This is a genomic window from Isoptericola sp. F-RaC21 (genome assembly GCF_038593535.1).
In the GTDB taxonomy this organism is placed as follows: Bacteria; Actinomycetota; Actinomycetes; order Actinomycetales; family Cellulomonadaceae; genus Isoptericola.
In genome coordinates, this window is the sequence record NZ_JBCFYX010000005.1 from 77,520 (window position 1) to 101,662 (window position 24,143).

The 24,143-nt window shown below is 74.1% G+C and carries 20 protein-coding genes and 1 tRNA gene; 13 read left to right on the plus strand and 8 right to left on the minus strand.

Annotated features, from left to right (window positions below; genetic code table 11):
- Positions 1-32 precede the first annotated feature (32 nt).
- The 4 genes from AAG589_RS18605 to AAG589_RS18620 all read left to right on the plus strand — a co-directional run bounded on the left by AAG589_RS18605 (position 33) and on the right by AAG589_RS18620 (position 5,717).
- Positions 33-1,376 (plus strand): amino acid deaminase, encoded by a 1,344-nt coding sequence (locus tag AAG589_RS18605; protein ID WP_430568787.1) that lies wholly within the window; start codon positions 33-35, stop codon positions 1,374-1,376.
- 10 nt (positions 1,377-1,386) lie between these two features.
- Positions 1,387-3,003 carry an N-acyl-D-amino-acid deacylase family protein gene (locus tag AAG589_RS18610; protein WP_430568788.1) on the plus strand — a complete coding sequence of 539 codons (1,617 nt, stop codon included), beginning with the start codon at positions 1,387-1,389 and terminating at the stop codon, positions 3,001-3,003.
- Between the two features lie 17 nt (positions 3,004-3,020).
- On the plus strand, positions 3,021-4,454 hold the full coding sequence (locus AAG589_RS18615) for a GntT/GntP/DsdX family permease (RefSeq protein WP_430568789.1): 1,434 nt from the start codon (positions 3,021-3,023) through the stop codon (positions 4,452-4,454).
- Positions 4,455-4,553: 99 nt separating this feature from the next.
- Positions 4,554-5,717, plus strand: coding sequence for an alpha/beta hydrolase (locus AAG589_RS18620; RefSeq protein WP_430568790.1), 1,164 nt, complete (start codon positions 4,554-4,556; stop codon positions 5,715-5,717).
- Here AAG589_RS18620 and AAG589_RS18625 read toward each other — a convergent pair.
- Together AAG589_RS18625 and AAG589_RS18630 are read right to left on the minus strand one after the other, a co-directional pair.
- Positions 5,650-6,195 carry a GNAT family N-acetyltransferase gene (locus AAG589_RS18625; RefSeq protein WP_430568791.1) on the minus strand — a complete coding sequence of 182 codons (546 nt, stop codon included), beginning with the start codon at positions 6,193-6,195 and terminating at the stop codon, positions 5,650-5,652. The genes AAG589_RS18620 and AAG589_RS18625 overlap by 68 nt on opposite strands.
- A gap of 43 nt (positions 6,196-6,238) precedes the next feature.
- A complete protein-coding gene (locus AAG589_RS18630) occupies positions 6,239-6,760 on the minus strand; it encodes a low molecular weight protein-tyrosine-phosphatase (RefSeq protein ID WP_430569216.1) in 522 nt (173 codons plus the stop codon).
- A gap of 147 nt (positions 6,761-6,907) precedes the next feature.
- Here AAG589_RS18630 and AAG589_RS18635 point away from each other — a divergent pair, with 147 nt between their 5' ends.
- Positions 6,908-7,831: an SDR family oxidoreductase gene (locus AAG589_RS18635; protein ID WP_430568792.1), complete on the plus strand. Its 924-nt coding sequence runs from the start codon at positions 6,908-6,910 to the stop codon at positions 7,829-7,831.
- Between the two features lie 343 nt (positions 7,832-8,174).
- Here the strand turns inward: AAG589_RS18635 and AAG589_RS18640 are convergent, their stop codons facing one another.
- Positions 8,175-9,140: a GGDEF domain-containing protein gene (locus AAG589_RS18640; protein WP_430568793.1), complete on the minus strand. Its 966-nt coding sequence runs from the start codon at positions 9,138-9,140 to the stop codon at positions 8,175-8,177.
- Positions 9,141-9,320: 180 nt separating this feature from the next.
- Between AAG589_RS18640 and AAG589_RS18645 the strand changes: the two genes are divergently transcribed.
- Positions 9,321-12,692 carry a DUF5979 domain-containing protein gene (locus tag AAG589_RS18645; protein ID WP_430568794.1) on the plus strand — a complete coding sequence of 1,124 codons (3,372 nt, stop codon included), beginning with the start codon at positions 9,321-9,323 and terminating at the stop codon, positions 12,690-12,692.
- Between the two features lie 30 nt (positions 12,693-12,722).
- Here AAG589_RS18645 and AAG589_RS18650 read toward each other — a convergent pair whose 3' ends face one another.
- Positions 12,723-13,439: a hypothetical protein gene (locus tag AAG589_RS18650; RefSeq protein WP_430568795.1), complete on the minus strand. Its 717-nt coding sequence runs from the start codon at positions 13,437-13,439 to the stop codon at positions 12,723-12,725.
- Between the two features lie 58 nt (positions 13,440-13,497).
- Here AAG589_RS18650 and AAG589_RS18655 point away from each other — a divergent pair, with 58 nt between their 5' ends.
- The gene (locus AAG589_RS18655; protein ID WP_430568796.1) at positions 13,498-14,418 is read left to right on the plus strand and encodes a GNAT family N-acetyltransferase; all 921 of its coding nucleotides are present in this window, start codon (positions 13,498-13,500) and stop codon (positions 14,416-14,418) included.
- Entirely contained in the window at positions 14,415-15,209 is a 795-nt protein-coding gene (locus AAG589_RS18660) for an alpha/beta hydrolase fold domain-containing protein (protein ID WP_430568797.1), read from the plus strand. Before AAG589_RS18655 ends, AAG589_RS18660 begins: the two co-directional genes overlap by 4 nt.
- Before the next feature lie 13 nt (positions 15,210-15,222).
- Here the strand turns inward: AAG589_RS18660 and AAG589_RS18665 are convergent, their stop codons facing one another.
- The 3 genes from AAG589_RS18665 to AAG589_RS18675 form a co-directional block, all read right to left on the minus strand.
- Positions 15,223-16,146, minus strand: a complete 924-nt coding sequence (locus AAG589_RS18665; RefSeq protein ID WP_430568798.1) for an ornithine cyclodeaminase family protein — start codon at positions 16,144-16,146, stop codon at positions 15,223-15,225.
- Between the two features lie 172 nt (positions 16,147-16,318).
- Positions 16,319-18,601, minus strand: coding sequence for a pectate lyase family protein (locus AAG589_RS18670; protein ID WP_430568799.1), 2,283 nt, complete (start codon positions 18,599-18,601; stop codon positions 16,319-16,321).
- Positions 18,602-18,809: 208 nt separating this feature from the next.
- Positions 18,810-19,676 carry a DUF3800 domain-containing protein gene (locus AAG589_RS18675; RefSeq protein WP_430568800.1) on the minus strand — a complete coding sequence of 289 codons (867 nt, stop codon included), beginning with the start codon at positions 19,674-19,676 and terminating at the stop codon, positions 18,810-18,812.
- Positions 19,677-19,796: 120 nt separating this feature from the next.
- Here AAG589_RS18675 and AAG589_RS18680 point away from each other — a divergent pair, with 120 nt between their 5' ends.
- From AAG589_RS18680 to AAG589_RS18690, 3 genes are all read left to right on the plus strand, one after another.
- On the plus strand, positions 19,797-20,522 hold the full coding sequence (locus AAG589_RS18680) for a hypothetical protein (RefSeq protein ID WP_430568801.1): 726 nt from the start codon (positions 19,797-19,799) through the stop codon (positions 20,520-20,522).
- A 179-nt stretch (positions 20,523-20,701) separates the two neighbouring features.
- Positions 20,702-21,391 (plus strand): hypothetical protein, encoded by a 690-nt coding sequence (locus tag AAG589_RS18685; RefSeq protein WP_430568802.1) that lies wholly within the window; start codon positions 20,702-20,704, stop codon positions 21,389-21,391.
- Positions 21,392-21,720: 329 nt separating this feature from the next.
- On the plus strand, positions 21,721-22,467 hold the full coding sequence (locus AAG589_RS18690) for a phosphotransferase (protein ID WP_430568803.1): 747 nt from the start codon (positions 21,721-21,723) through the stop codon (positions 22,465-22,467).
- 101 nt (positions 22,468-22,568) lie between these two features.
- Here the strand turns inward: AAG589_RS18690 and AAG589_RS18695 are convergent.
- Positions 22,569-22,652 (minus strand) — tRNA-Leu (locus AAG589_RS18695).
- 254 nt (positions 22,653-22,906) lie between these two features.
- Between AAG589_RS18695 and AAG589_RS18700 the strand changes: the two genes are divergently transcribed.
- On the plus strand, positions 22,907-23,626 hold the full coding sequence (locus AAG589_RS18700; RefSeq protein ID WP_430568804.1) for a DUF3662 and FHA domain-containing protein: 720 nt from the start codon (positions 22,907-22,909) through the stop codon (positions 23,624-23,626).
- A gap of 10 nt (positions 23,627-23,636) precedes the next feature.
- Positions 23,637-24,137 carry an FHA domain-containing protein FhaB/FipA gene (locus tag AAG589_RS18705; protein WP_430568805.1) on the plus strand — a complete coding sequence of 167 codons (501 nt, stop codon included), beginning with the start codon at positions 23,637-23,639 and terminating at the stop codon, positions 24,135-24,137.
- Positions 24,138-24,143: the final 6 nt, after the last annotated feature.

Genomic DNA, 24,143 nt, shown 5'->3' on the forward strand with positions numbered 1-24,143 from the left:
CACCGTCGACGGGGAACGAGGAGGGCCTGACGATGGACGGTACCGGAGCCGAGGACACCTGTCGGATCGACCGCGGCAAGGTCGCCGCGCGGGACGACGAGCGCGTCGACTGGCGGCACAAGGCCGTGCCCCCGGAGCTGTGGGGGCTGACCGTGGCCGAGGTCCGCGAGCGCCGACCCCGCCTGTCGGAGCTCCCCACCCCGCTGCTCACGCTGTCCCGACCGGCCCTCGACACCAACCTGCGCGTGATGGCCGACTGGTGCGCCGGGCGCGGCCTCCACCTCGCCCCGCACGGCAAGACGACGATGGCGCCGCAGCTGTGGGCGGAGCAGGTCGACGCCGGGGCGTGGGCGATCACGGTCGCGAACCCGTTCCAGCTCGCGGTCGCCCTCGAGTTCGGCGTGAGCCGCGTGATGGTCGCGAACAGCGTGATCTCGCCGCTGGCGCTGCGCTGGATCGCCGACGAGCTCGCCGCCGACCGCGGCCTGCGCGTCCTGGTCTGGGCGGACGCCGTCGCCACGGTCGACCTCATGCACGACGCGCTGGCCGCGCACGTGGCCGAGTCCGGCTCCCGCCCCCCGATCGACGTGCTCGTCGAGCGCGGCGGCGCCGGCGGCCGCACGGGCGCCCGTGACCTGGAGGCGGCGCTGGCCGTCGCCGAGCGGGTCGCGGCGTCCCCGCACCTGCGCCTCGCGGGCGTCGGCGGGTACGAGGGCGCGCTCGCGCACGACTCGGACGCCCACAGCCGGGACGTGGTGCGCGGCTACCTGCGCGACATGGTCGAGGTGCACGAGCGCCTCGCGGCCGACGGGCGCTACGAGGTGGAGGCGCCGGTCGTGACGGCGGGCGGCAGCGCCTACTTCGACGTCGTCGACGAGGTGCTGTCGCCCCTGGTCGCGACGGGCGCGCGCGTCGTCCTGCGCAGCGGCGCCTACGTGGTGCATGACGACGGCTTCTACCGCCACATCTCGCCGCTCGGCGAGGAGCCGCGCACCGGCGGGCCGGGGTTCCGCAGCGCGATGCACGGCTGGGTCCGCGTGAGCTCCCAGCCCGAGCCGGGCCTCGCGCTGTTCGACGCCGGCAAGCGCGACCTGCCGTTCGACGAGGGCCTGCCGGAGGTCCAGCTGCGCCGCCCGCGCGCGGCGGGGGAGTCGCCCGCCCCGGTGGCGGGTGTCCAGGTGACGGCGCTCAACGACCAGCACGGCTTCCTGCGGTGGGACGCCGGCGACGACGTCGACCTGCGGATCGGCGACGAGCTGCGGCTGGGCCTGTCGCACCCGTGCACCGCGATGGACAAGTGGACGCTCGTGCCGGTGGTCGACGACGCCGACGGGGCGGACCCGGTGGTCGTCGACCTCGTGCGGACCTGGTTCTGAGGGCGCGGGCATGGCCGCCGACTGGCTGGTCCGCGACGCGCTGGTGCTGGACGGCACCGGCGCGCCGGGCGTCGTCGCCGACGTGGCCGTGTCGGGCGGCCGCATCACCGCCGTCGACCCGGGCCGCTCCGACGCCCGAGCGGCGGGCGCGCACCGCACCGTCGAGGCGGAGGGGCGGGCGCTCACTCCCGGGTTCATCGACATGCACGCCCACTCGGACGTGCAGATCCTGGCGAACCCGGACCACACGGCGAAGGTGAGCCAGGGCGTCACGCTCGAGGTGCTGGGCCAGGACGGGCTGTCGTTCGCGCCCGTGGACGAGCGCACCCGCACCGCGATCCGCGCGCAGATCGCCGGCTGGAACGACGACCCGCCGGACTTCGACTGGGACTGGGAGTCCGTGGCCGGCTACCTCGACCGGCTGGACCGCGGGATCGCGTGCCACGCCGCCTACCTGGTGCCGCAGGGCACGCTGCGCCACCTCGTCGTCGGGCCGGACGAGCGCCCCGCCACGGACGCGGAGGTCGCGCGGATGGGCGAGCTGCTCGCCCAGGGGATGGCCGAGGGCGCGCTCGGCATGAGCAGCGGCCTCACCTACACGCCCGGCATGTACGCCGACGACGACGAGCTCGCCGCGCTGCTGCGCGTCGTCGCCGCGCACGGCGGCTACTACAGCCCGCACCACCGGTCGTACGGCAAGGGCGCGCTCGAGGCGTACGCCGAGATGATCGACCTGGCCCGCGCGACGGGCTGCGCGCTGCACCTCACGCACGCGACGATGAACTTCGCGCCCAACAAGGGGCGGGCGGGCGAGCTCCTCGCGCTGGTCGACGCCGCGCTGGACGACGGCGTCGACGTCACCCTCGACACGTACCCGTACCTGCCGGGCTCGACGACGCTCAGCGCGATCCTGCCGAGCTGGGCGTTCTCCGGCGGCCCGGACGCGCTGCTCGCCCGGCTGGCCGACCCCGCCGACCGCGAGCGCATCCTGCACGAGGTGGAGCACGTCGGCACCGACGGCTGCCACGGCTGCGTGGCCGAGTGGGACACCATCGAGGTCAGCGGCGTGCAGCACCCGGAGCTCGAGGGCCGCGTGGGGCGCACGATCGCGGCGATCGCGCGCGACGAGGGTCGCGCGCCCGGCGACGTGTTCGTGGAGCAGCTGCTCGCGGACCGCCTCGGCACGACGATCCTGCAGCACGTGGGCCACGAGGAGAACGTGCGGGCCATCATGCAGCACCGCACGCACTGCGGCGGCTCGGACGCGATCCTCGTGGGCGGGCGCCCGCACCCGCGCGCGTGGGGCACGTTCCCGCGCTACCTCGCGCGGTACGTGCGCGAGCTCGGCGTCCTCACGCTGGAGGACTGCGTGCACCACCTCACCGGGCGCCCCGCGGCCCGGCTCCGCCTGGTCGACCGCGGCCTCGTGCGTCCCGGCTACGCCGCGGACCTCGTGCTGCTCGACCCCGACACCGTCCAGGACACCGCGACGTTCGAGAACCCCCGGCAGCAGGCCGCGGGCATCGACCTGGTCCTGGTCGACGGCGTCGCCGTCATGGACGACGGCGCTCGCACCGACGCCCTCCCCGGCCGCGCGCTGCGGCGCACGGGGAGCGGCACCCGCTGAGACAGGGAGGCACCCCGATGCGAATGCTGCTGCAGGCCGCGGGGGACGACGACAACACCCTCGAGCTGATCAACCAGCCGTGGTCGGAGCACGACACCCAGGTCCTGGTGGTCACGGCCATCGGCATCGCGATCGTCGTCGTCCTCATCACGGCGGTGAAGATGCACGGCTTCCTCGCCCTGACGATCGGGTCGCTGTTCGTGGCGATCGGGTCCGGCATCCCGCTCGGCGACGTCGCCGGGGTGTTCGAGACCGGCGTCGGCGACGTGCTGGGCACCGTCGGCGTGCTGGTGGTGCTGGGCGCGATGCTCGGCAAGCTGCTCGCCGACTCCGGGGGAGCGGACGAGATCGTCGACAAGATCTTCCGCGGCTCCACCGGCAGCCTGCCGTGGCGGATGGCGCTCATCGCGTTCCTCATCGGCATCCCGATGTTCTTCGAGGTCGGGCTGGTGCTGCTGATCCCGGTGATCATGCTGGCCGTGCGCCGCTCCGGGCTGCCCGCGATGCTGCTGGCCATGCCGGCGCTGGCGGGCCTGTCCGTGCTGCACGGCTTCGTCCCGCCGCACCCCGGCCCCCTGGCCGCCATCGGCAACCTCGGCGCCGACGTCGGCATCACCATGGCGCTCGGGCTGCTCATCGCCGTGCCCACCGTGATCATCGCCGGGCCCGTGTGGGGCCGGTTCGCCGCGAAGCTCGTGCCGATCGGCGCGCAGGGCGGCGGTGGCGGCATCGTCGCCGAGGACACCGGGTCCGGCTCCGGGGAGCCGGGCACCGTCAAGACGCGCAACCCCACGTTCGTGCTCACCCTGGTGACCATCCTCAGCCCCGTGATCCTCATGCTGCTGCGCGCCGGCGTCGAGGTGTGGGCCAGCCCCGAGGCGTGGTTCTTCCCGTTCGTGTCGTTCATCGGCGAGCCGCTGGTCGCGCTGCTGATCGCGGTCCTGCTCGCCATGATCACGTTCGGCACCAGCGTCGGGTTCTCGCTGGGCACCCTGGGCTCCAAGATGACCGAGAGCCTCAAGCCCATCGCGAGCGCCACGATGATCGTCGGGGCCGGCGGCGGGTTCAAGGCCGTCCTCGTCGAGGGCGGCACGGGCGTCGCGATCGGCAAGGCCGCGGTCGCGATGAGCCTGTCGATCCTGCTGCTGGGGTGGCTCATCGCCGTGCTCGTGCGCATCGCCACCGGGTCCGCCACGGTCGCGATCGTCACGGCGTCCGGCATCGCGGCACCGCTGGCCACGGGCCTGACGCCCACCCACCTCGCGCTCGTCGTGCTCGCCATCGGCGCCGGGTCGCTGATCCTGTCGCACGTGAACGACGCCGGGTTCTGGCTGGTCAAGGAGTACTTCGGCATGACCGTCGGGCAGACGTTGAAGACCTGGACCGTGATGGAGACGATCATCGCCGTCCTCGGCCTGCTGTTCACCTGGCTGCTCTGGCTCGTGGTGTAGCTGGTCGCTGGTTGAGCCTGTCGAAACCCGTCGCTGGTTTCGACAGGCTCAACCGGCGGTCGGGTCGCGCGGCAGCGCCGCGTTCCTTACGTTCGGGGCGTGGAGCAGGCCGGCACGAGCAGCGCGTGGGAGCCCGACGTGCTGCCCGGCTTCGAGCGGCTGACCCTGCCGCTGGAGCCGGACTTCGAGGGAGAGGTCGTCGCGACGCTCGTCCGCCGGGCCCCGGAGCCGGGCGACGACGACGCGGCGCCGGACGCGGGCATCGACGTCCTGTACGTGCACGGCTGGGTGGACTACTTCTTCCAGACCCATCTCGCGGCGTTCTGGGAGCGGCAGGGCGCCCGGTTCTACGCCCTCGACCTGCGCAAGTACGGCCGCAGCCTGCGCGAGCACCAGACGCCGGGCTTCGTCACCGCGCTGGCGACCTACGACGAGGACGTCGAGGCCGCGCTGGCCGCGCTCGGCCACGGCCCGACGGCGTCGTCGGGCCGCCGCCTGGTGCTGATGGGCCACTCGACGGGCGGGCTGGTGCTCAGCCTGTGGGTGTCGCACCGGCCCGGGCGCGCCGACGCGCTGGTGCTCAACAGCCCGTGGCTCGAGTTCCAGACGCGCAGCGTGGGCCGCTGGATGCTGGAGCCGGGCCTGCGGGCCCAGGCCGCGATCGCGCCGCGCAGCCACCTCGTCAACGTCGACCTCGGCTACTACGTGCGCAGCGTCTCCGACCGGTACGACGGCGCCTGGCACATCGACCCGGCCTGGCGCCCCGACATGGGCTGGCGCACCACGCCGGCGTGGCTGTCGGCCGTCTTCCAGGGCCAGGAGCGGGTGGCCCGGGGGCTCGGCATCGACGTGCCGGTGCTGGTGCTGCTCTCGGCCCGCTCGACGGCGCCCGTGCGGTGGAGCCCCGAGATGATGACCACCGACTCGGTGCTCGAGGTGGGCGGCGTCGCGCGCCGCGTCCCCGCCCTGGGCAGCCTCGTGACGCTGGTCCGCATCGACGGCGCCATGCACGACGTCACGCTGTCCGCCCCCGCCGTGCGCGACGTCGTGTGGCGCGAGATCTCGCGCTGGGTCGCCGCCTACGTGCCGCCCCGGCCCGCGGACGCCGCGCCCGAGCCGTCCGGGGTGGCGGCGTGGTGGCACCGCACGTTCGGCGGCGGCAGGCCCTCGCGGCGTCGGCCGCGCACGGCCGAGGTCACAGCGCCCGCACCAGCTCCAGCTCCTCGCCCTGCTCCAGGAGAAAGCGCCCGCCCGACGGCGTGAACCCCAGCTTGCGATAGGCCGCCTGCGCGCGCGGGTTGTCGACGTGCACGCACAGCCGCGCGCGCTCCACGCCGAGTCCGCGCGCCCAGCCCTGCACGGCGTCGAACAGCGCCCCCAGGACGCCGGCGCCGCGGTGCTCGGGGCGGAGGAAGACGCCCACGAGGTGCACCTGCCGCTGCTCCACCGGCCCGCCCAGGACGTCGGTCGCGCCCGGCTCCTCGACGAGGCCGGTCGTGGTGCCCACCCAGCGCCCGTCGTCGTCCACGGCCACGAACGCCGCCACCGTGTCGCTCGTGGCGTTGCCGCGAGCCCGCTCCTGCCAGAACGCGTCGGGCCGCGCGGCCGCCTGCTCGTGCGTCTCCAGGAACGCCACCGGGGCCGCTGGGTCCTGCAGCGCGGCCAGGCGCAGGTCGCGGGTCTCGCGCCACTCGTCCTCCCGGGCGCGGCGGACGGTGAGCGGGGGGAGCGACGTCGTCATGGGCCGATCCTTCCACCGCACGGGCACGGCCCGCCCGGGCTTTTCAGGCGCCCGGGGTCCGACAGTCCAGGTGCGCCCGGACGTGCGCCACGACTCCGTCGGCGGCGGCCTCGAGCTCGGCCAGCGTCGTCTCGAACCCGTCCTGGTCGCCGTACCAGGGGTCCTCGACGTCGAGCAGGTGCTCGTCGCCGCCCGGCTCGACGACCGGCGCGGCCGGGTCGAACGACCGGTACATGCGGATCTCGGCGAGCCCGTCGGAGGCCGCGGCACCGTCGGCGAGCCGCCGCAGCCGCCGCGCGTGCTGCGCCGTCATGGGCAGCAGCAGGTCGTGGTCCGCGAGGTCGGCGGCGCTCACCTGGCGAGCGTGGTGGCCGTCGCCGGTCGGGTAGCCGTGCGCGGCGAGCACGCGGCGGGCGCGCCGGTCCACGGGGTTGCCCTGCTCCTCGTCGCTGACGCCGGAGGAGTCCACGACCACACGGTCGCCGAGCCCGGCGGCATCGAGCCGGTCGCGCAGCACGATCTCGGCCATGGGGGAGCGGCAGATGTTGCCGGTGCAGACGGTCATCACGCGGTACGGGGTGGCGGTCACCGAGCCATTCTCACCTCCGCGCCCGCCGGTCGAGCCAGTCGAGACCCAGCACCGGGTTTCGACAGGCTCAACCACCGGCGGTTTCGACGGGCCCGACCGGCGAAGTCGTGCCTACCGTGAGGCATGGCGAGATGGGCGGCGGACGGGCTGGTCGCCGTGACCGGGGCGAGCGGGCGGCTCGGGTCACGGCTGGCGTTCCGGCTCGCGGCGGAGGGCGCGCGGCAACGGCTGGTCGTGCGCGACCCGGCGCGCGCGCCGCGCCTGTCGGACGGGCGGGCGCTGCCGGAGTGCGAGGTCGCCGTCGCCGAGGGGTTCCACGACACCGACGCGATGCGGGCGGCGTTCGCCGGCGTGCGCACGGTCTTCCTGGTGAGCGCGCGCGAGGCGCCCGACCGCGTCGCGCAGCACACCGCGATGATCGACGCCGCGGCGGCGGCCGGCGTCGAGCGGGTCGTGTACACGTCGTTCGCGGGCGCCGCCCCCGACGCGGTCTTCACGTTCGCCCGCGACCACTGGCACACGGAGCAGCACCTCGCCGAGGTGGCCGCGCGCACCGGGCTGCGCTGGACGGTGCTGCGCGACAACCTCTATTTCCACGCGCTGAGCACGTTCGTCGGGCGCGACGGCGTGATCCGGGGGCCGGCCGCGGACGGGCGGGTCGCGGCGGTGTCGCACGACGACGTGGCGGACGTCGCGACCGCCGTCATCCTCGACGAGCGGCCCGCCCGGCACGACGGCGCCGTCTACGAGGTCACCGGGCCGCAGGCGCTCACCCTCGACGAGGTGGCGGCCACGCTCGGCCGCGCCGCCGGCCGCGACCTCACCTACCACCCGGAGACCGAGGAGGAGGCCTACGCCTCCCGCGCCGGCTACGGGGCCGAGCCGTTCGAGCTCGAGGGGTGGGTCACGTCGTACACCGCGATCGCCGCGGGCGAGCTGGCGCACGTCTCCGACGACGTCGGGCGGCTCGTCGGCCGCCCCGCGCGGTCGCTGGCCCAGTGGCTCGACGACTACCCCGGCGAGTGGGCGCACCTGCGGCGCGCCTGACCTGCGCCGGACCCACCGAGTTCACCCTGAGGAAAACCCTTGGCGCCCCCCGCGGTGCGGGCGTAGCGTCGTCGGCACATGAGAAGGGAGGTGATCCGACGCAGTGAAGACTCTTCGGACCCATGAGGTGGTCGCGCGCTAGTCGCGTGCGCCCTGAAGCGTTTCGCGCTGCCGGCCTGACGGCCTGATCACCCGTCGGACCGGTCGGCGCACGGGACGGGTAGCGAGTTCCTCGCGACCACCGGATCCCGCGGGTGCCGTGCCCTCGTCCAGCACGGCAGGAGGTTCGACCTCCAGCCCGCGGGCTCTTTGCTGTCCGGGGCGCTGTCCGGGGCCGGCGGCGTCAGACCAGCACCGCCGCGCGACGCTCGCGCCGCAGGCGCCGCTCCGCCAGGGCGACGAGCTCGTCGGCGTCCGCCGCGCCGGCCACCGACCAGGCGGCGGCCGAGTGCAGCGCCGGCCACGCCACGCCGTCCGGCCCGCCGTCGAACCCCGGCGCGGCGACGTGCGCGAGCACGTGCTGCCGCAGCGCGTCGGCGGACGCCGCCGCCTGGATGTCGTCCATCGCCGGCAGCGTCGCGAGGACGGCGAACCCGTCGCCCTCCACCCGGCCCGCCTCGCAGCCGGCGGGCAGCGCCGCCGCGACCCGGGCCGCGAGCTCCGCCAGCACGGCGTCCCCGGCCTCCTGCCCGTGGTCGGCGTTGAGCCTCGCCATGCCCCGCACGTCGAGCAGCACCAGCACGACGCGGGTCGCGCCGCCGCGCACCAGGGCGCAGCGGTGCCGCAGCGCGTACCACGTGGCGGCACGCCCCGGCAGGCGGGTCAGCGGGTCGTGGGTGGAGCGCTCGGCGAGCTCGGCGACGACGGCGCGCATGACGTCGGCCGTGGTCGCGGCGGCCCAGGCCGAGGGGCCGCTCACCAGGACGTCGTCGTAGCGCCGGTCCGCGGAGCGGGCCATCGCGAGCCCCGCGACGTCGGCCACCGCCGTCCCGGGCGCGACGACCAGCGGCGACCAGTGCGCCACCGCGCCGGTGGGGCGCCGCTCCAGCACGGCGCGGCCGTAGCCGAGCCGCCCGGTGAGCGCCGCCGTCAGGCCCGCGCGGGTGACGATGCCGGTGCGCTCGGGCGCGGCGTCGTCCTGCACCGCGACCGACCCCACCTCGGGCCGCCGGAAGATGACCTCGAGCTGCCCGACCGGCAGCGTGGAGCCCACCACCAGCACCGGCTGCGCCAGCTCCGCGACCGACGCGACGCGCGTCGTCCGACGGGGGGAGACGTGGCGGGCCAGGCGGGCGATCTCGTCGTGCACAGCGGAAGTATGGTCGCGCCGGGACGCTCCGCGGGCCTTCCGGGGTGAAGTTCGCCGAGCGTTCGCCCGCCGTTCAACACGGCCGGAAAGATGGGAGCGCGACCACCTGTCGACGCAAGGCCCAGGTCCCTAGAGTGTCGCGAGGTATGCGATGTCTGTGAGGTCTCCGGGGGGCGACACATGCGAAGGACGGGCGCGACGGCGGGCCGCACGACGACGAGCGGCCTGCTGGCCGCCGCGCTGGCCCTGGGCGGGCTCGTGGGCCTGGGGGCCCAGACGGCGACGGCCCCTCCCGCGGCCGCGGCGGAGGGCGACGTCAACCCCTTCACCTCGGCGGGCGGCTTCACGGTCTACGCGCAGCGCGACGCCTTCGTCGGCAACCAGGAGCTCGAGGGCTCGCTCGCCGCGGGCCGCGACCTCGCGCGGACGACGGCCGAGCAGTGGGCGGTGATCCACGTGGCCGCGGGCACGGCGGACTACACGATCCCCACGGTGGACGGCGACCCCACCCGCCTGCTGATCGGGCGCTTCGACCCGGACACCGCGCGCAACGTCGGCGAGGTCAACATCACCAGCCGCGGCGCGACCAGCCCCGAGAACGTCGGAACGCTCAAGATGGTCGACCGCGACCTCGGCCCGTACGAGACGTCCGCGCGCGGCGAGAGCTGGGTGCGCGTCTCGCAGCCGGGGTCGGCCCCACCGCTCATCGACGCGACGGCGCAGACCTACCCGGCCGACGCGGAGCCGCCGACGGGGAGTAACACGTCGATCTTCACCGAGCGGACGGGCGGCACCCAGGACGTCGTCGCCGGCTACGTCCAGGCGAACCAGGACGCCACGACCGAGGAGAGCGCGCAGTGCCTCGCCGCGCTGGCCGACCCCGACGGCCAGGATGCGCACCACGTGACGGTGGCGGAGGACGACGGCGACCGCGTGGTGCTGGGCCCGCTCGCGGCCGACCGGCCCAACGTGGTGGCCTACGAGGACGTGGCGGGCGCCAGCCTGCTGCAGTTCTCGCCGGGCAGCGCCACGCCCGGCCAGGAGAACCCGCTGATCATCCGGGTGCCCGCCGGCACCACCGAGGTCGAGGGCCTCCGGATCGACCCGCAGGGGCAGTACTCGCCGTACGTGCTGTGGGACCTGTCAGCCGTGACCGGCGAGGTGACGGTCGAGAACCCCGGCGCGCGCATCGACGGCTCGATCTACGCGCCGTTCGCCGACGTCACCGTCGACGCCGCGCCGCTCGACGGCCAGGTGATCGGCCGCGACGTGACGCTGCGGGGCGGCGAGGTGCACTCGTTCCTGTTCGCGAGCACGATCCCGTGCGGCGAGCCGCGCGGCACGTTCGAGGTGAGCAAGGAGCTCGACGGCATCGCGGCGGGCGACCTGCCCGACGGCGCCACGTTCCCCGTCGACTGGACCGCCACGTCGCCCGACGGCGAGGTGCTGGACACCGGGACGCTCGAGCTGCCCGCCGACGGCTCGCCCGTGCGCCCGACGGCGGTCGACGGCACCACGCGCACGTTCCCCGTGGGCACCGTCGTCACGTTCGAGGAGCAGGCGCCGGACGACGTGCCCGGCTGGGAGTGGGGGGCGCCGTCGGTGGCCCCGAACCCGGTGACCGTCACGGCCGACGGCGACGGCGTCGTCAGCGCCACCGTGACGAACACGGCGGAGCGCCAGACCGGCACGTTCGAGGTGACCAAGACCGTCACGGACGGCGGCGACGACGCGTTCCCGCCGGGCCCGGGGGAGGTCTTCACCGTCGGCTGGACCGCCGTCGACCCGGACGGGAACGAGTCGAGCGGCACCATCGACCTGGAGTCGAACGGGAACTGGAACTTCCAGCCGCAAGGGCCGGTGGACGACGACGGGGACGCGGTCGTGTTCCCCGTCGGCACCGAGGTCACCCTGAGCGAGCCCGATCTCCCCGACCCGCCCGACGGCTACGACTGGGGCGATCCGTCGTGGAGCCCGGGTGACACGTTCACCATCGACCAGGCAGACCAGGTGGTCGACGTGGGCCTCACCAACCTGCTGGTCGCCCAGGAGCAGCCCGCGTCGTTCAGCGTCGTCAAGGTGCTCGACGTCGACGGGCCGGTGGACCCGGAGCCGCAGTTCTCGATCGACTACACCGTCGACCCGCCCGGGGGCGAGCGCCAGTCCGGGACCCAGGAGATCGCCCCGGGCGAGCCCGTGACGATCTCGGACCTCCCCGACGGGGGCCCGATCCCGGCGGGGTCCACGGTCCGCGTGCGCGAGGACGCGCCGACCGGCGGGGAGGGAGTCGTCTGGGAGGACCCGGTCCTCACCGTGGACGGTGAGCCGCTCACCGACCCGGACGAGGAGGGCTTCTTCGAGTTCGAGCTCACGGAGGGGCAGACCGTCGCGCTCGAGGTGACGAACGCGGGGCACGTGCCCACCGGGTCCTTCGCGCTGTCGAAGGAGCTCGACGGCCCGGCCGCCGAGGACGTGCCCGACGGGCTGACGTTCGGCGTCGGCTGGACGGCGACCGCCCCGGACGGCACCACCACGAGCGGCACCACCCGGCTGTCGCCCGACGGCACCCCGGTCGGCCCGACGGACACCGACGGCGACCCCCTGGAGTTCCCGGTCGGCACCACCGTGACGTTCGACGAGGCGGCCCTGCCCGACCTGCCCGGCTGGGACTGGGGCACCCCGACGATCACGCCGGCCGAGATCACGGTCGGCGACGGCGAGAACGCCCAGGTCACGGTGACCAACTCGGCCACGGTGGAGCACGGCACGTTCGAGGTGTCGAAGGCCCTCGAGGGCGCCGACCCCGGCGACGTGAGCGGCGACGGATTCGCCGTCCCGTGGACGGCCACGCTGCCGGACGGCAGCACCGACGAGGGCGTGCTCACCGTGCCGACCGACGGCGCCGCCGTCGGCCCCGACCGCGAGTTCCCGGTCGGCACCACCGTGCACGTGACGGAGGAGCCGCCGTCCGACGCCGTGCTCCCCGACGGCTGGACCTGGGCCGTCCCGACCTGGTCGCCGGGCAGCAGCGTCACGATCGACGAGGGCACGGGCACCACGGCGTTCACGGTGACCAACTCCGCCGTCCCCACCACCACGCTGCGGGTGGAGAAGCAGGTGGACGGCGCGGACCTGCCGGACGGCACGCCCTTCCCGGTCGAGTACCGCGTGGACGACGGCCCGGTGCGGCACGGTGACCTCGTGCTCGGCGACCCGTTCGTGTCCGGCGACGTCCCGCTGGGCACCACGGTCGAGATCCGCGAGGCCGACCCGCCCGCCCTGGACGACGCCACCTGGGGGTCGCCGCGCTGGACGATCGACGGCCACGAGCTCGAGCCCGACGACGACGGCTGGGTCGTGATCCACGCCGACGACGAGCAGCTCAACGCCGTCACGCTGACCAACACCGCCCGGCCGACCGCGCCGGCCCCGTCTCCCGGGCCCGAGCTGCCGCAGACCGGCTTCGGCGGTGGGACGCTCCCGCTGCTCGCGCTCGGGCTGCTGCTCCTCGGCGTCGCCGTGCGGCTCGTGGCCCGCGTCGTGCGGGTCTGACGTCCGCCCGGAACCGCGGAGCCGCGGGGATCAGCCGATCGTCGTCGCCGCCGGGCGCCACCGCGGTCCGTCGCCGCACACCATCCGGCGTCGCCCGCGGTGACCGCCGCGGGCGTCGGGGGCCGGCGGCGGGGCCGTGGAGCGGCGCGCCTGGACGACGGTGCGCTCCCCGGGCAGCCGCCAGGCGGCCAGCCGGTCGCCGACGCGCGGCAGCTCGGCGGGCGACAACCCGTCGGCGCCCAGCACCGTGGCGGGCACGATGGTGAGCGGCCCGACCTCGACGCCGACGGTGCACGCGGACACCCGGCCGTCGTCGCCCTCGCGGTGCGCGACGTCGAGGACGACCGCCTCGCCCGCGACGGCCACCTGCAGGTGGCGGGACCACCGCGCGTAGTGGGCGGCCTCCTCGGACGCCCGCATGCGTGCGGTGGGACGCACGGCCCGCCACCACCCCCACCACGCGGGCGCGAGGAAGAGCCAGGGGAAGACCGTCCACAGCGGGTTCCAGAACCAGGGGAAGAAGGCCTCGTCGTCCCAGGCCCGGACGGTCACGAGCCACACCGCCGCCACCGAGACGACGAGCAGCAGCAGCGCCTGCCCGGCGAGCTTCCGCCCTGACGCGGCCGGGACCAGGAACGGCTCGGGCGTGCGCGGCAGCTCGCCCGGGTCGCCGTCGGGGCCGACGAACCGCAGCACGGCGCGCTGGTCGGCCGGCGGGAGGGCGTCCGGTCGGGCAGAAGCAGGCACGCACCGATGCTAGGCGCACGACTCCGCGGGCCGATGGGCCAGGCGCTAACCTGCGCGGATGACCGTCCTGACGCCGGGGGAACGAGAGGTCCCGACGTGGCAGCTCACCGAGGACGCGCAGGCCTTCCTCGACGCCGTCGGGGGTGTGCTCGCGGCCGACCCGGTACGGTCGACGATCGTCGCGAACACGGCCCGTCGCCTCGCCGAGCAGGCCGCGGAGGGGCGGCCTCGTCCGGATCACCCGTGCTGGTTCGCGGTCGCGCGCGCCCCAGGGGGCGAGGTCGTGGGCGTGGCGATGCGGACGGCGCCCGCCCCGCCGCACCAGGCGCATGTCCTCCTCGCCGAGCGACCGCTCGCGGAGGGCCTGGCCGACCTGCTGCTGGGCCGGGGCGAGGTGGTCACGGCGACCAACGGCGCCCAGGAGCCGGCGCGCGCGTTCCTCGAGCGCGTCGCCGCTCGCACCGGTGGCAGGGTCGCCGTCGCGCGGCCGACCCGGCTGTTCGAGCTGGGCGGGCTGGTCGCGCCGTCACCCCTGCCCGACGGCGCGCCGCGCGCGATACGCCACGACGAGGTGGACCTGGCCCACCGCTGGTTCGTCGACTTCGTGACCGACGCCGAGCGTCAGGCCGGCCGGAGCGGGCCGCCGCGGATCCCGCCGCCCGGGCGGGAGCTCGTCGAGCGGCGCGTCGGCGCCGGAAAGTTCTGGTGGTGGGAGGTGGACGCAGCGCCGGTGTCGCTGGTCGGGCACGTCGGCCCCGCGCTGGACGTCGCGCGGCTCGGTCCGGTCTTCACCCCGGCTGAGCACCGGGGGCGCGGGTACGCGGGCGCGCTGGTCGCGCACGTGTCCACCGTGCTGCGCGACGCCGGGAACCGTGTCTGCCTGTTCACCGACCTGGAGAACCCGGTGTCCAACGCGCTGTACGAACGACTCGGCTACCGGCCCGTGGTGGACATGGCCGAGCTGCGGATCGTCCCGTGACCCCGGAGCCGGAGGTGCCCGACGTCGCGGCGCTGCGCCGCGACGCCCACGAGCGCGCCGTCGGCCGGCCGCGGCGCCCGTTCGCCGGGACGGTGGACGACGCGGTGCACGCCGGCGTCGCGCTGCGGCGATACACCCCCGACCGCCGCCACCCGGGCACCGCGGTCGTCTTCCTGCACGGCGGGTTCGGGCTGTTCGGCGACCTCGAGCTGCAGGACGGCTGGTGCCGGCGGGCCGCCGAGGCGCTCGGCGTCGTCGTGGTCGCCGTGGACTACCGGCTCGCGCCGGAGGCCACGCTGGACGACGCCGTCGCGGACGCCCTCGCCGCCGTCGACCTGCTCGCCGGGGAGGGCGTCGACCGCCTCTACCTCGACGGCGACTCCGCCGGCGGCGCCGTCGCCCTCCTCGCGGCCGCCCGCACGACGCACCCGGTGGCGGGCCTGCTCCTCACCAACCCCAACCTCGACCTGTCGCTCGAGAGCTACGACGACGCCTTGCCCGGCGGGCCGGGCCGCCCGCTGTCGACGTACGCCATGCGTGCATGGACCGGCGTCGAACCCGCCGACGCGCCGCGCCTGCAACGGTCCGCGCGCGGGCTGCCCCCGACGCTGGTCGCCGTGGGCGAGCTGGACTCGCTCCGCCCCGAGGCGCGGGAGCTCGCCGACGCCTGCCGCCGCGACGGCGTGCCCTGCCGGCTCGTCGAGCTGCCCGGCGCCGAGCACGGGTTCGTCGGCACCGCGCGGGCCGGCGAGGTGCTCGCCGAGGCCGCGGAATTCCTCGGCCTGGGCTGAGCGCCGCCGCTCCTCAGACCTCGCCCGCCTCTGCGACGCCCACCGCCACGGCGAGGTCCTGCCACGCCATGCCGGAGCCCTTGAAGACGTTCGGCCGGTCCGTCGCCCGGGCGTGCCCGCGCACGACGTCGGCCAGGGGCACCAGGTCGTCGGGTCGCAGCGCTCCCTCGCGGGCGGCGAGGACGACGTCGCCGCACTCGCGCATCGCGGTCGCGCGGTCCTCGACGACCACGAGCGCCCGACCCATGAGGCCGGCGTCGAGCTCGCGCCGGTCGGGCTCGTGCGAGCCGATGGCCACGACGCACGCGCCGTCGCGCACCAGGGCGCCGTCGAAGAGCGGCTCGCCCGCCGACGTCGCGCACACCACGAGGTCGGCGTCCGCGACGTCGGCCGTGCTGCCCGCGCGCGCCGGGAGGCCGCGCGCGGCCAGCGCCTCGACGGCGCCCGCCAGGCGGCCCGGGTCGCGGCCCACGAGCGCGACGTCGTCCAGCCCGCGCACGGCCGCCATCGCCACGGCGTGCTCGACCGCCTGCGGCCCGGCGCCGACGACGACGAGCCGCCGCGCGTCCGGCGGGGCGAGGTGGTCCGCCGCGACGGCCGAGGTCGCGGGCGTGCGCAGCTCGGTGAGGGCCGACCCGTCGAGCTGCAGCCGCGGGGTGAGGGTGGCGGCGTCGAGCAGGAGGTAGGTCGCCTGGATGCGCGGCAGGCCGCGCGCCGGGTTGCCCGGCGCCACGGTCGCGATCTTCACCCCGGCCCAGTCGCCCAGCACCGACGGCATGAGCAGCAGCTGCCCCGCGCCGGCGTCCACCGCCGACCGCGCCGGGTCGTCGGCGGGGTCGAAACCGTCGAGCAGCGCCCGCTCGACCAGCCGGCGGGCGCGGTCGGGGGCGACCCGGCGCCGGACCTCCTCGGCGGTGACGAACGGCAGCCCCGGCATCCGGCCTCCTGTGCTCGACGTTCCCGGTGGGCCTCAGCATGCCATCGAGCCCGGTCGCGGGGGGGCGGACGCCGCGTCCGGGAACGCGCCGGCCGGCCCGTCGGAGGGGTCGACGGGCCGGCCGGGGTCGGGGGACGGCGCGCGCGGCGCGCGCCGTCGGTGGCGGATCAGCTCAGCCGAACGTCACCTCCAGCGTGCCGTCCGCGGCGAAGGACCAGTCCAGGTCGCCGGCGTACGCGCCGCAGTCGCCGGTGCCGTTCCAGGCGTTGGTGCCGTCGTCGTCGCCGGACAGCTTGTCGTTGGAGCCGCCGTCGCAGGAGGTGTTCCCGCTGAACACGTGGGAGCCCTCGTCGAACGCGAAGTTGCGCTCCTCGTTGCCGATGCTCACGTTGTTGGTCACCGTGATCGAGCCCGGGTTGCTGTTGTAGGTGAGCCCGTGGTGGCCGTTGTGCCACGCGAACGAGTCCTTGATCACGTGGTCGACCGCGATGTCGGAACCGCCCAGCTTGAAGCCGTTGCGGTCACCGCTGCCGGCCTGCGAGCCGTCGGACAGCGTCCCGTTCTCGTAGGACAGGGAGTGCTCGATCGTCACCTCGCCGATCGGGCCGGTCTCGTCCTTGGCGTACAGGTCCCAGCCGTCGTCGATGTTGTTGTGCGACACGCAGTCGCGGAACACGTTGCCCTCGCCGACCGTCAGCTTGGCCGCGAACCCGTCCGCGTCCTCGCCGTCCGAGTCGACGTTGTCGTACGACTCCGAGGTGAGCACCAGGTTGTTCGCCGGCCACTCGGCCTTCGGCGCCCCCGCCACGAGCCGGGCGATCTGCAGGCCCGTGTCGGCGTTGCCGCGGGTCACGACGCGCTCGATGACGTTGTCGTCGCCGCCGAGCAGGATGCCGTTGTCGCCGGCGTTCTGCACGGTGATGCCGTACACGTGCCAGAAGTTGCCGCCGATGGCGAGGCCACGGTTGGCGGAGTCCTCCGCCTGCGCGGAGAAGTCCAGCACCGGCTCCTCGCCCGGGTAGGCGGCGAGCACCGTGCGGGCCGACGACGTGCCGTCGTTGCCCGGCTCGATCGTCACCGTGTCCGCGAGGTCGTACTGCCCACCGCGCAGGAAGATCTGCCCGCCGGGCTCGACGGCGGCGACCGCCGCCGGGAGCGTCGTCGGGTCGGCCTCGGTGCCGGCGGCGTCGTCCGAGCCCTCGGGGGACGCGAAGATCGCGCCCTCACCGGGCTCCGGCGCGCCCGCGGGCGCGTCGGTCGGCTCGTCCGTGGGCGCCGTGGTCGGCTCGTCGGTCGGGTCGTCCGTCGGGTCGGTGGTCGGGTCGTCGGTCGGCGCCGGCGACTGCGTCCCGCACGAGCCGTCGGAGACCTTCAGCCCCTTGTCCGCACCCGCCGTCGCGGCGACGATGTCCGGCACGCAGGCCGCGTCGTCGAGCGAGTAGTCGTAGGGGATGCTGACCGACGTCGTGGACTCCGGGTCCGGGCCGGCGGGGTTGTTGTCCTCGCCCGGCTCCGACCAGGTGACGTTGTCGAACGTGTTGCCGGCGACGTCCCAGTACCCCGGCAGGTCGGTGTAGAACGTGCCGAGCACGTCCTTCGAGTCCTGGAAGTAGTTGTTCTCGACCTTCGCCTCGCCGCCCGCGCGGGCGTTGATGCCGGACTCGTGGATGTCGACGTAGTGGTTGTCGTAGATGTGCGCCGTCGCGCCCCGCAGCAGGGGCAGGCGCGAGTCGATGTTCTCGTAGAGGTTGTGGTGGTAGGTGACCGGGCCGTTCTCCAGGTCGCTGTCGCCGGAGCCGACGAGGCCGCCGCGCCCGGAGTTGCGCAGCTCGCTGTAGGAGAGCGTCACGTACTTCGTGTCGCCCTTCATGTCGAAGAGGCCGTCGTAGCCGTCGGACTCGCCGCCGGACGCCTCGAGCGTCACGTGGTCCACCCACACGTTCGAGACGCCGGACTCCATGCCGATGGCGTCACCGCCGTTCGACGTCGGGGAGCCGGACTTCTTGACGTTCTTCACCGTGACGTTCTGGATGATGATGTTGCTGGCCGCCCGGAGGTGGATGCCGAGCTGGTCGAACGTGGCGCCGTCGCCGACGCCGACGATCGTGATGTTGCTGACCTCCTTGAGCTCGATCTTGTCGTCGGCCGTGTTGCAGGAGTCCCCGGACACCTTGCTGGTGTTGCCGTGGTTGATGGTGCCCTCGACCTCGATCGTGATCGGGGTGTCGTCGGCCGCCCGGCCGCACAGGGCCTCGTGGATCTCGGTGCCCGTGGTGGCCCGGACGACGTCGCCGCCCGCACCGCCCGTCGTGCCGCCGTTCTCGGTGGCGAACCCTGTGGGGCTCCCTGTCGCTGCCTGGGCGCCGGGGAGAGCCAGAGCGGTCACTCCGATCGCGGCGGCCAGGGACGTCGTCACCCCCGCCGCGAGGATGCGTCGCGCTGCTTGCCGTCTCATCGTGCTGCCTCACCTTCGTCGTCGAACGCGGGACTTGCCGCCCGGTGCTGGGGCCGCTCCGCGCGGTGCGGACGACCGCTGCCGACCCTCGTTGGTCACGAACAGATCACAGCAACCGGTTTCTTGACCGTAGGGGACCGGTTTCCCGGAGCGCAACCCCCAATTTCACCCGGGCAACGATTCGCCAGGGGTTGACAGAGGCAGCGCGTCAGGGGGTCGACAGCGCGGATCGGCGCGCCAGCCCCGCCAGCAGGTCCGCCACCTGCACCCGCGGGTCGTCGCGGGAGTCGACCTGCCGCACGCCCACCAGCGGCGGCACGGCGGGCGCGACAGCGACGGCGAGGCTCGCGGCCAGGACGGCGGTACGGTGCGGGGTGAGCGCGCTCTGCTCGTCGTGCACGACGGCGACCGACCGGCGGCCGGCGCTCCACCGCAGGACGGTCTCGGCGAGCGCGGGCACCAGCGGCTCGAGCGGCGGAGGCACCGCCGGGTCGCCGTCGAGCAGGCGGTCCAGGACGGCGACCACGTCCCCGCGGGAGAGGCCCGCCAGCTCCGGCACCCCGCCGGCCACCAGGCCCGGGACCAGCTCGAGGAACCGGTCGATCGCGGCGGGTTCCGGCCGACGGCGGTGTTTGAGGTGCGTCATCGCGACGAACGCCTCCAGGACGTCGGCCCGGCCGTGCAGGACGGCCGCCGCCCGCCCGTGGTCGCGCCCGAGGCGCGTCCCGTCGAGGTACGACGGCCCGCCGGAGAGCAGGTCGAGCACCCGGCCCGCCACGTAGGCACGCTTGTCGACGACGTGCACCGTCGACCGACCCTCCAGCTCCGCCCGGAACCACGCCACCGCCTCGGGCTGGCCCGGCCGCAGCAGCAGGTGCGCCTTGTGCTCCGCCGTCCGGCGGTGGTTGAACCGCGACCGCAGCGTGCCGAGCACGGCCGCCGCCTCGTCCAGGGAGAGGTCGACGCCCGCGTGCACGATCACCGGCGACGCCGGGTCCAGCAGGTTGGTCCCGGAGTACCCGGACTCGTCGCACGCGACCTCGACGACGTCGGGCGCACCGTCGGGCACGATCATGAGGTCATCGTGGGCCGGTGCTCGCACGTCGCACCACCGGATTCCTCGGCGCAGACCACGGCCTGGCCCCGACTGTGGACGCGCGGGAAGCGCCGTTCGGCCGCCGGGTACCCTCCCCGGATGCAGATCCGCCGCCGACTTGTCGCGCCGGCCGCGGGCGCCCTGGCACTCCTCGTCGCCGCCTGCGGAACTGTGCCGAACCAGGGCCCGGCCCTGTCACCGACGCCTGCCGACGTCGACACGCTGACCATGGAGCAGCTGGGCTCGGCGTTGCCGTTCGCCGACGACGAGCTACCGGACGACGTCACGACGATCGCGCGCTGCCCCGAAGAGGACTCGGACACCGCAGATCCCGGCGAGTGCCCGAGCAAGCAGGGCAAGGATTCCCGGTTCGTCACCGTCTCGCTCCACGGCGACGGCGAGGACGTGACCGTGGGCCCGTTCGCCACCGTGACGGTCGCGAGGTACGAGGACGTCGCCGCTGCCAAGGACCGGATCGCTCGGAACCGAGCGACCGGCGAGGAGCAGTCCGGCACGTTCCGCGTCAAGCCCAAGGACGAAGGGGACGTCTGGTACCCCGGACTTCGTGGCCGGGGAGACGTCGAGAGCATCACGCTGGGCGGTTGGTCCGGGGTGCTGACGACCGCGACGACGAGCCACGTCTGGCGCGACAAGTCGGTATCGCTGCCGCAGCCCAACGTCCTGCTCGTGGTCAGGTCAGGCGCCACCACGCTCACCTGCAACGCCTGGCTGGCCCCGGATCGCACCGTCGCGGACGTGACCGGCCGCTGCCGCGGGTACCTCGAAGACACGATCGAACGGATCGACACCCTGCGCGACACATAGCGCCGCCGGGAAACGTCGGGCACGCCGTTCGTCATGTCCCACTCCACGGCCTTCGCAGCCGAGCACGAGACGCTGCCGGGGTGCGACGGGCTGGGAACGGTGATGTCGGGACCACGTGCCGGATCGGTCGCCCACTCGCACGGTTCGTGTGGTGCTACAGCCCGGTTCACGATGGGTTCATGAAGCGACAGCCTCACCGGCAACGGCGCCGACCGGTCGCGCTCGCGATGGCATTGGTGGCTCTGGTCGGCATCCTCGGGGCTTGCGGCGGCTCCACGGTCAGCGACGCCGAGAGCCCAACAACCGAGGGTTCCGCGGCGGCGGAGACGTCAAAGCCGGCATTGGCAGCTTCGGAGACACCGGCCGATGACGCCCTGGCGGCCGAGGAGTCGGAGAAGCCGGCCGAGGCCAGCCCGGACGAGACGATCAACTTTGCGGAGGACCCGTACACGCTTCCGATCTACGGCCAGGGCGTCGACACCTGGGGAATCGTCACCACGGTGCAGGAACCTGAGCCTCGCCCCGACCTCGCGGAGACGTGGGAGGCCGGTGGCGTGGTCAAGAAGGGCATGGAGTACGTCACCGTCGAGGTCACGATGGAGAACACCCTCGACACCGCGGTCACTCCGGACGGCCTCTCAGTGGCCTTCTCCGGGACTTCGGAGGGTGAGGAACTCTCCAACGAGGACGGCGTGCCCGAACGTCCTGAGAGCATCCCGCCGGGGCGTACGGCCACCTGGACGGAGACCTTTGCTGTCGAGGACGCCGAGGACGTGATCTTCAGTATCTACACCCCGACCGAGACCAACGTCTCCTGGTTCACCCAGGAGGAGATTGACGAGATGGACTCCGACCCGCTCGGCCAGTAGAACGACAGGCTGCCCCCTGTGCGAGGTGAGACCGGAAATGACGGAAGCCTCGACCCTCTCGGCCGCTGCTTCAGGTCGTCCTGGCGGGTCAGAGACCTACCTTCATCACGTGGGTGGTCCCGAAACCCGCTGACCAGCACGGGCACACCAACGGACGGGGAGCCAGGCACACCTTGCACTTCAGGCGCACCCCACCGGGTACACCATCGGCTCGGCTGCCCCACACATGACGGCGCGTGGATCGCCAGACGACGTCAGGGCCGAACCGGAAGCGTTGCGGCCGAGCGCTCAGCGCGGTCCCATCCACGTCATGGACCTACCCTTCGTTCGTGACGGAGACTCCACTTGACGGAGGCAACGCATCTGAGGCGGTCGTTCGGATCGGTCAGACCGTTCGCAAGCCTTGGCTGGCCCCGTCCGAGGCGGTCCAGGCGTACACGTCGGCGCTGGTGGACGCAGGCCTCGACCTGCCTCGACCGCTGGGAAGAGACGAGCAGGAGCGTCAGATCATCGAGTACGTTCCCGGCGCGCTGGCCATGGACGCCCCGGCGCTCTCGCTCTCCGAGCTCGCGTACGTCGGGAGGATGGTTCGCGAGATCCACGACGCCAGCGCGAGCATCCCGCTCGACCCGACCGTGGCATGGGACCCTCTGATTCCCGCTCCGGCGCCGGAGTTGCTGTGCCACAACGACCTCGCGCCGTGGAACCTGATCATCGGCGAGCGCTGGGTCTTCATCGACTGGGACGGAACCGCCCCCAGCACCCGCCTGTGGGACCTGGCCTACGCCGCGCAGGCATTCACGCTCAACGACACGACTGCAGAACCGTCTGCGGCCGCGGTGCGGCTGGCCGCCTTCGTGGACGGGTACGACGCGGGCCGGCAGCTCCGCACCGAACTGGCGCGGACCATGTGGCAGCGCACCTGGGCGATGTACCAGATGCTCGAGACGGCGCACGCCTCGGGCCGCGAACCGTGGGGATCGATGTTCGTGTCGGGTCACGGGCAACACTGGGGAGATGTCACCGCGTACGTTCGGCAGCACGAATCCGTGTGGGGCTCGGCCGTCTCTCGTTGAGGTGCGTCAGGAGCCGACACCAGGCGCAGGAGGCTGGAGCGCACCTCCCGGAACGCAGAAGGTCCCGGCCAGGAGAACCTGACCGGGACCTTCTCTTCACGTGCGCGAGGGGGGAGTTGAACCCCCACGCCCTCTCGGGCACACGGACCTGAACCGTGCGCGTCTGCCTATTCCGCCACTCGCGCGTGCCGCAGAAGATTAGCACGGCGCGGGGGGTGCTCCCCAATCGCCTGCTGAGGGCCTCGCGCACCCCGGGAGCGGGCCGGTCCCGCCGCAGGTGGCGGGCGCGGCGACCGTCACCGCACCGTGACCTCCTGGTGCCGCTTCTGCGCCGAGCGTTCGCAGGAAATCCACACCGCGCGGAGGAGTGGTGCTGCGGCCCTGCCTACGATCTAGATAGTCTGCCCGCGGACGTGTCGGGCAAAGGGGAGGAGGTGGCATGGGCGCCCTGGATCGCTTCGAGAAGAGCGTGGAGCGCGTGATGAACAACGCGTTCGCGAAGGTGGGTCGCAACAGCGAGATCAAGCCGGTCGAGCTGGCGAGCCGCCTGCGGCGCGAGATCGACGACCGCGCCGCCGTCGTCGGACGGGACCGCACCGTCGTGCCGAACGAGTTCACGATCGAGCTGTCGTCCGCCGACTTCTCGCAGATCGACGCGTGGGGCGCGGAGACGATGGCCGACGAGCTGGCCACGAACCTCACCGAGTACGCGGCCTCGCAGCACTACGCCTTCGTGGGCCCGGTCAGCGTGTCGTTCGAGGAGCACGAGGACCTGGCGGCCGGCCGGTTCCAGCTGCGCTCCGCCACGGTGCGCGGGAACGTCGCGCCGGCGACGTCGGCCGCACCGTCCACGCGCCACCCGCTCATCGACATCGACGGCCAGCGCTACCTGCTCACCGGCCCCGTCACGGTCATCGGCCGAGACGCCGAGGCCGACATCGTCGTGGACGACCCCGGCGTCTCGCGCCGCCACCTGGAGATCCGCGTGACGCCGGAGGGCGTCGTCGCGACCGACCTCGGCTCCACGAACGGCCTGTTCGTCGAGGGCCACCAGGTGCCCGCGGCCACCCTGCTCGACGGCAACACCCTGACCATCGGCCGTACCCGCATCATGTTCTGGACCGGCAGCGCCTCGGGCCAGCAGACCGAAGGCTGGTGATCCCCCCAGGATGAGTGAACTGACGATCACCCTGCTGCGGCTGGGCTACCTGGTGCTGCTCTGGGTGTTCGTGCTCTCCGCGATCGCGGTGCTGCGCCGTGACCTGGCGCCCCGCGGTGCCCCGCGCGCCTCCCGCGCCGAGCGCCGTCGCGCCGAGGCCGCCCCGGCCGCCGGCGCCCCGGCTGCTGCCGCGGCGCCCGCCGCGCCCGCCCGGCGTTCCGGTCCCACCCGCCTGGTCGTGACGACCGGCCCGCTGGCCGGCACCACGCTCCCGCTGTCCTCGGCGTCGATCCTCATCGGTCGCTCGCCGGGCTGCACCCTCGTGCTCGACGACGACTACTCGTCGTCGCGCCACGCCCGCATCTTCCCGCAGGGCGACCAGTGGTACGTGGAGGACCTCGGGTCGACGAACGGCACCTTCATCGGGGACGCCCAGGTGTCGGGACCGCAGCCGCTGGCGCCGGGGGTCGGCGTCCGGATCGGCCAGTCCGTCGTCGAGCTCCAGGGGTGACCGCTC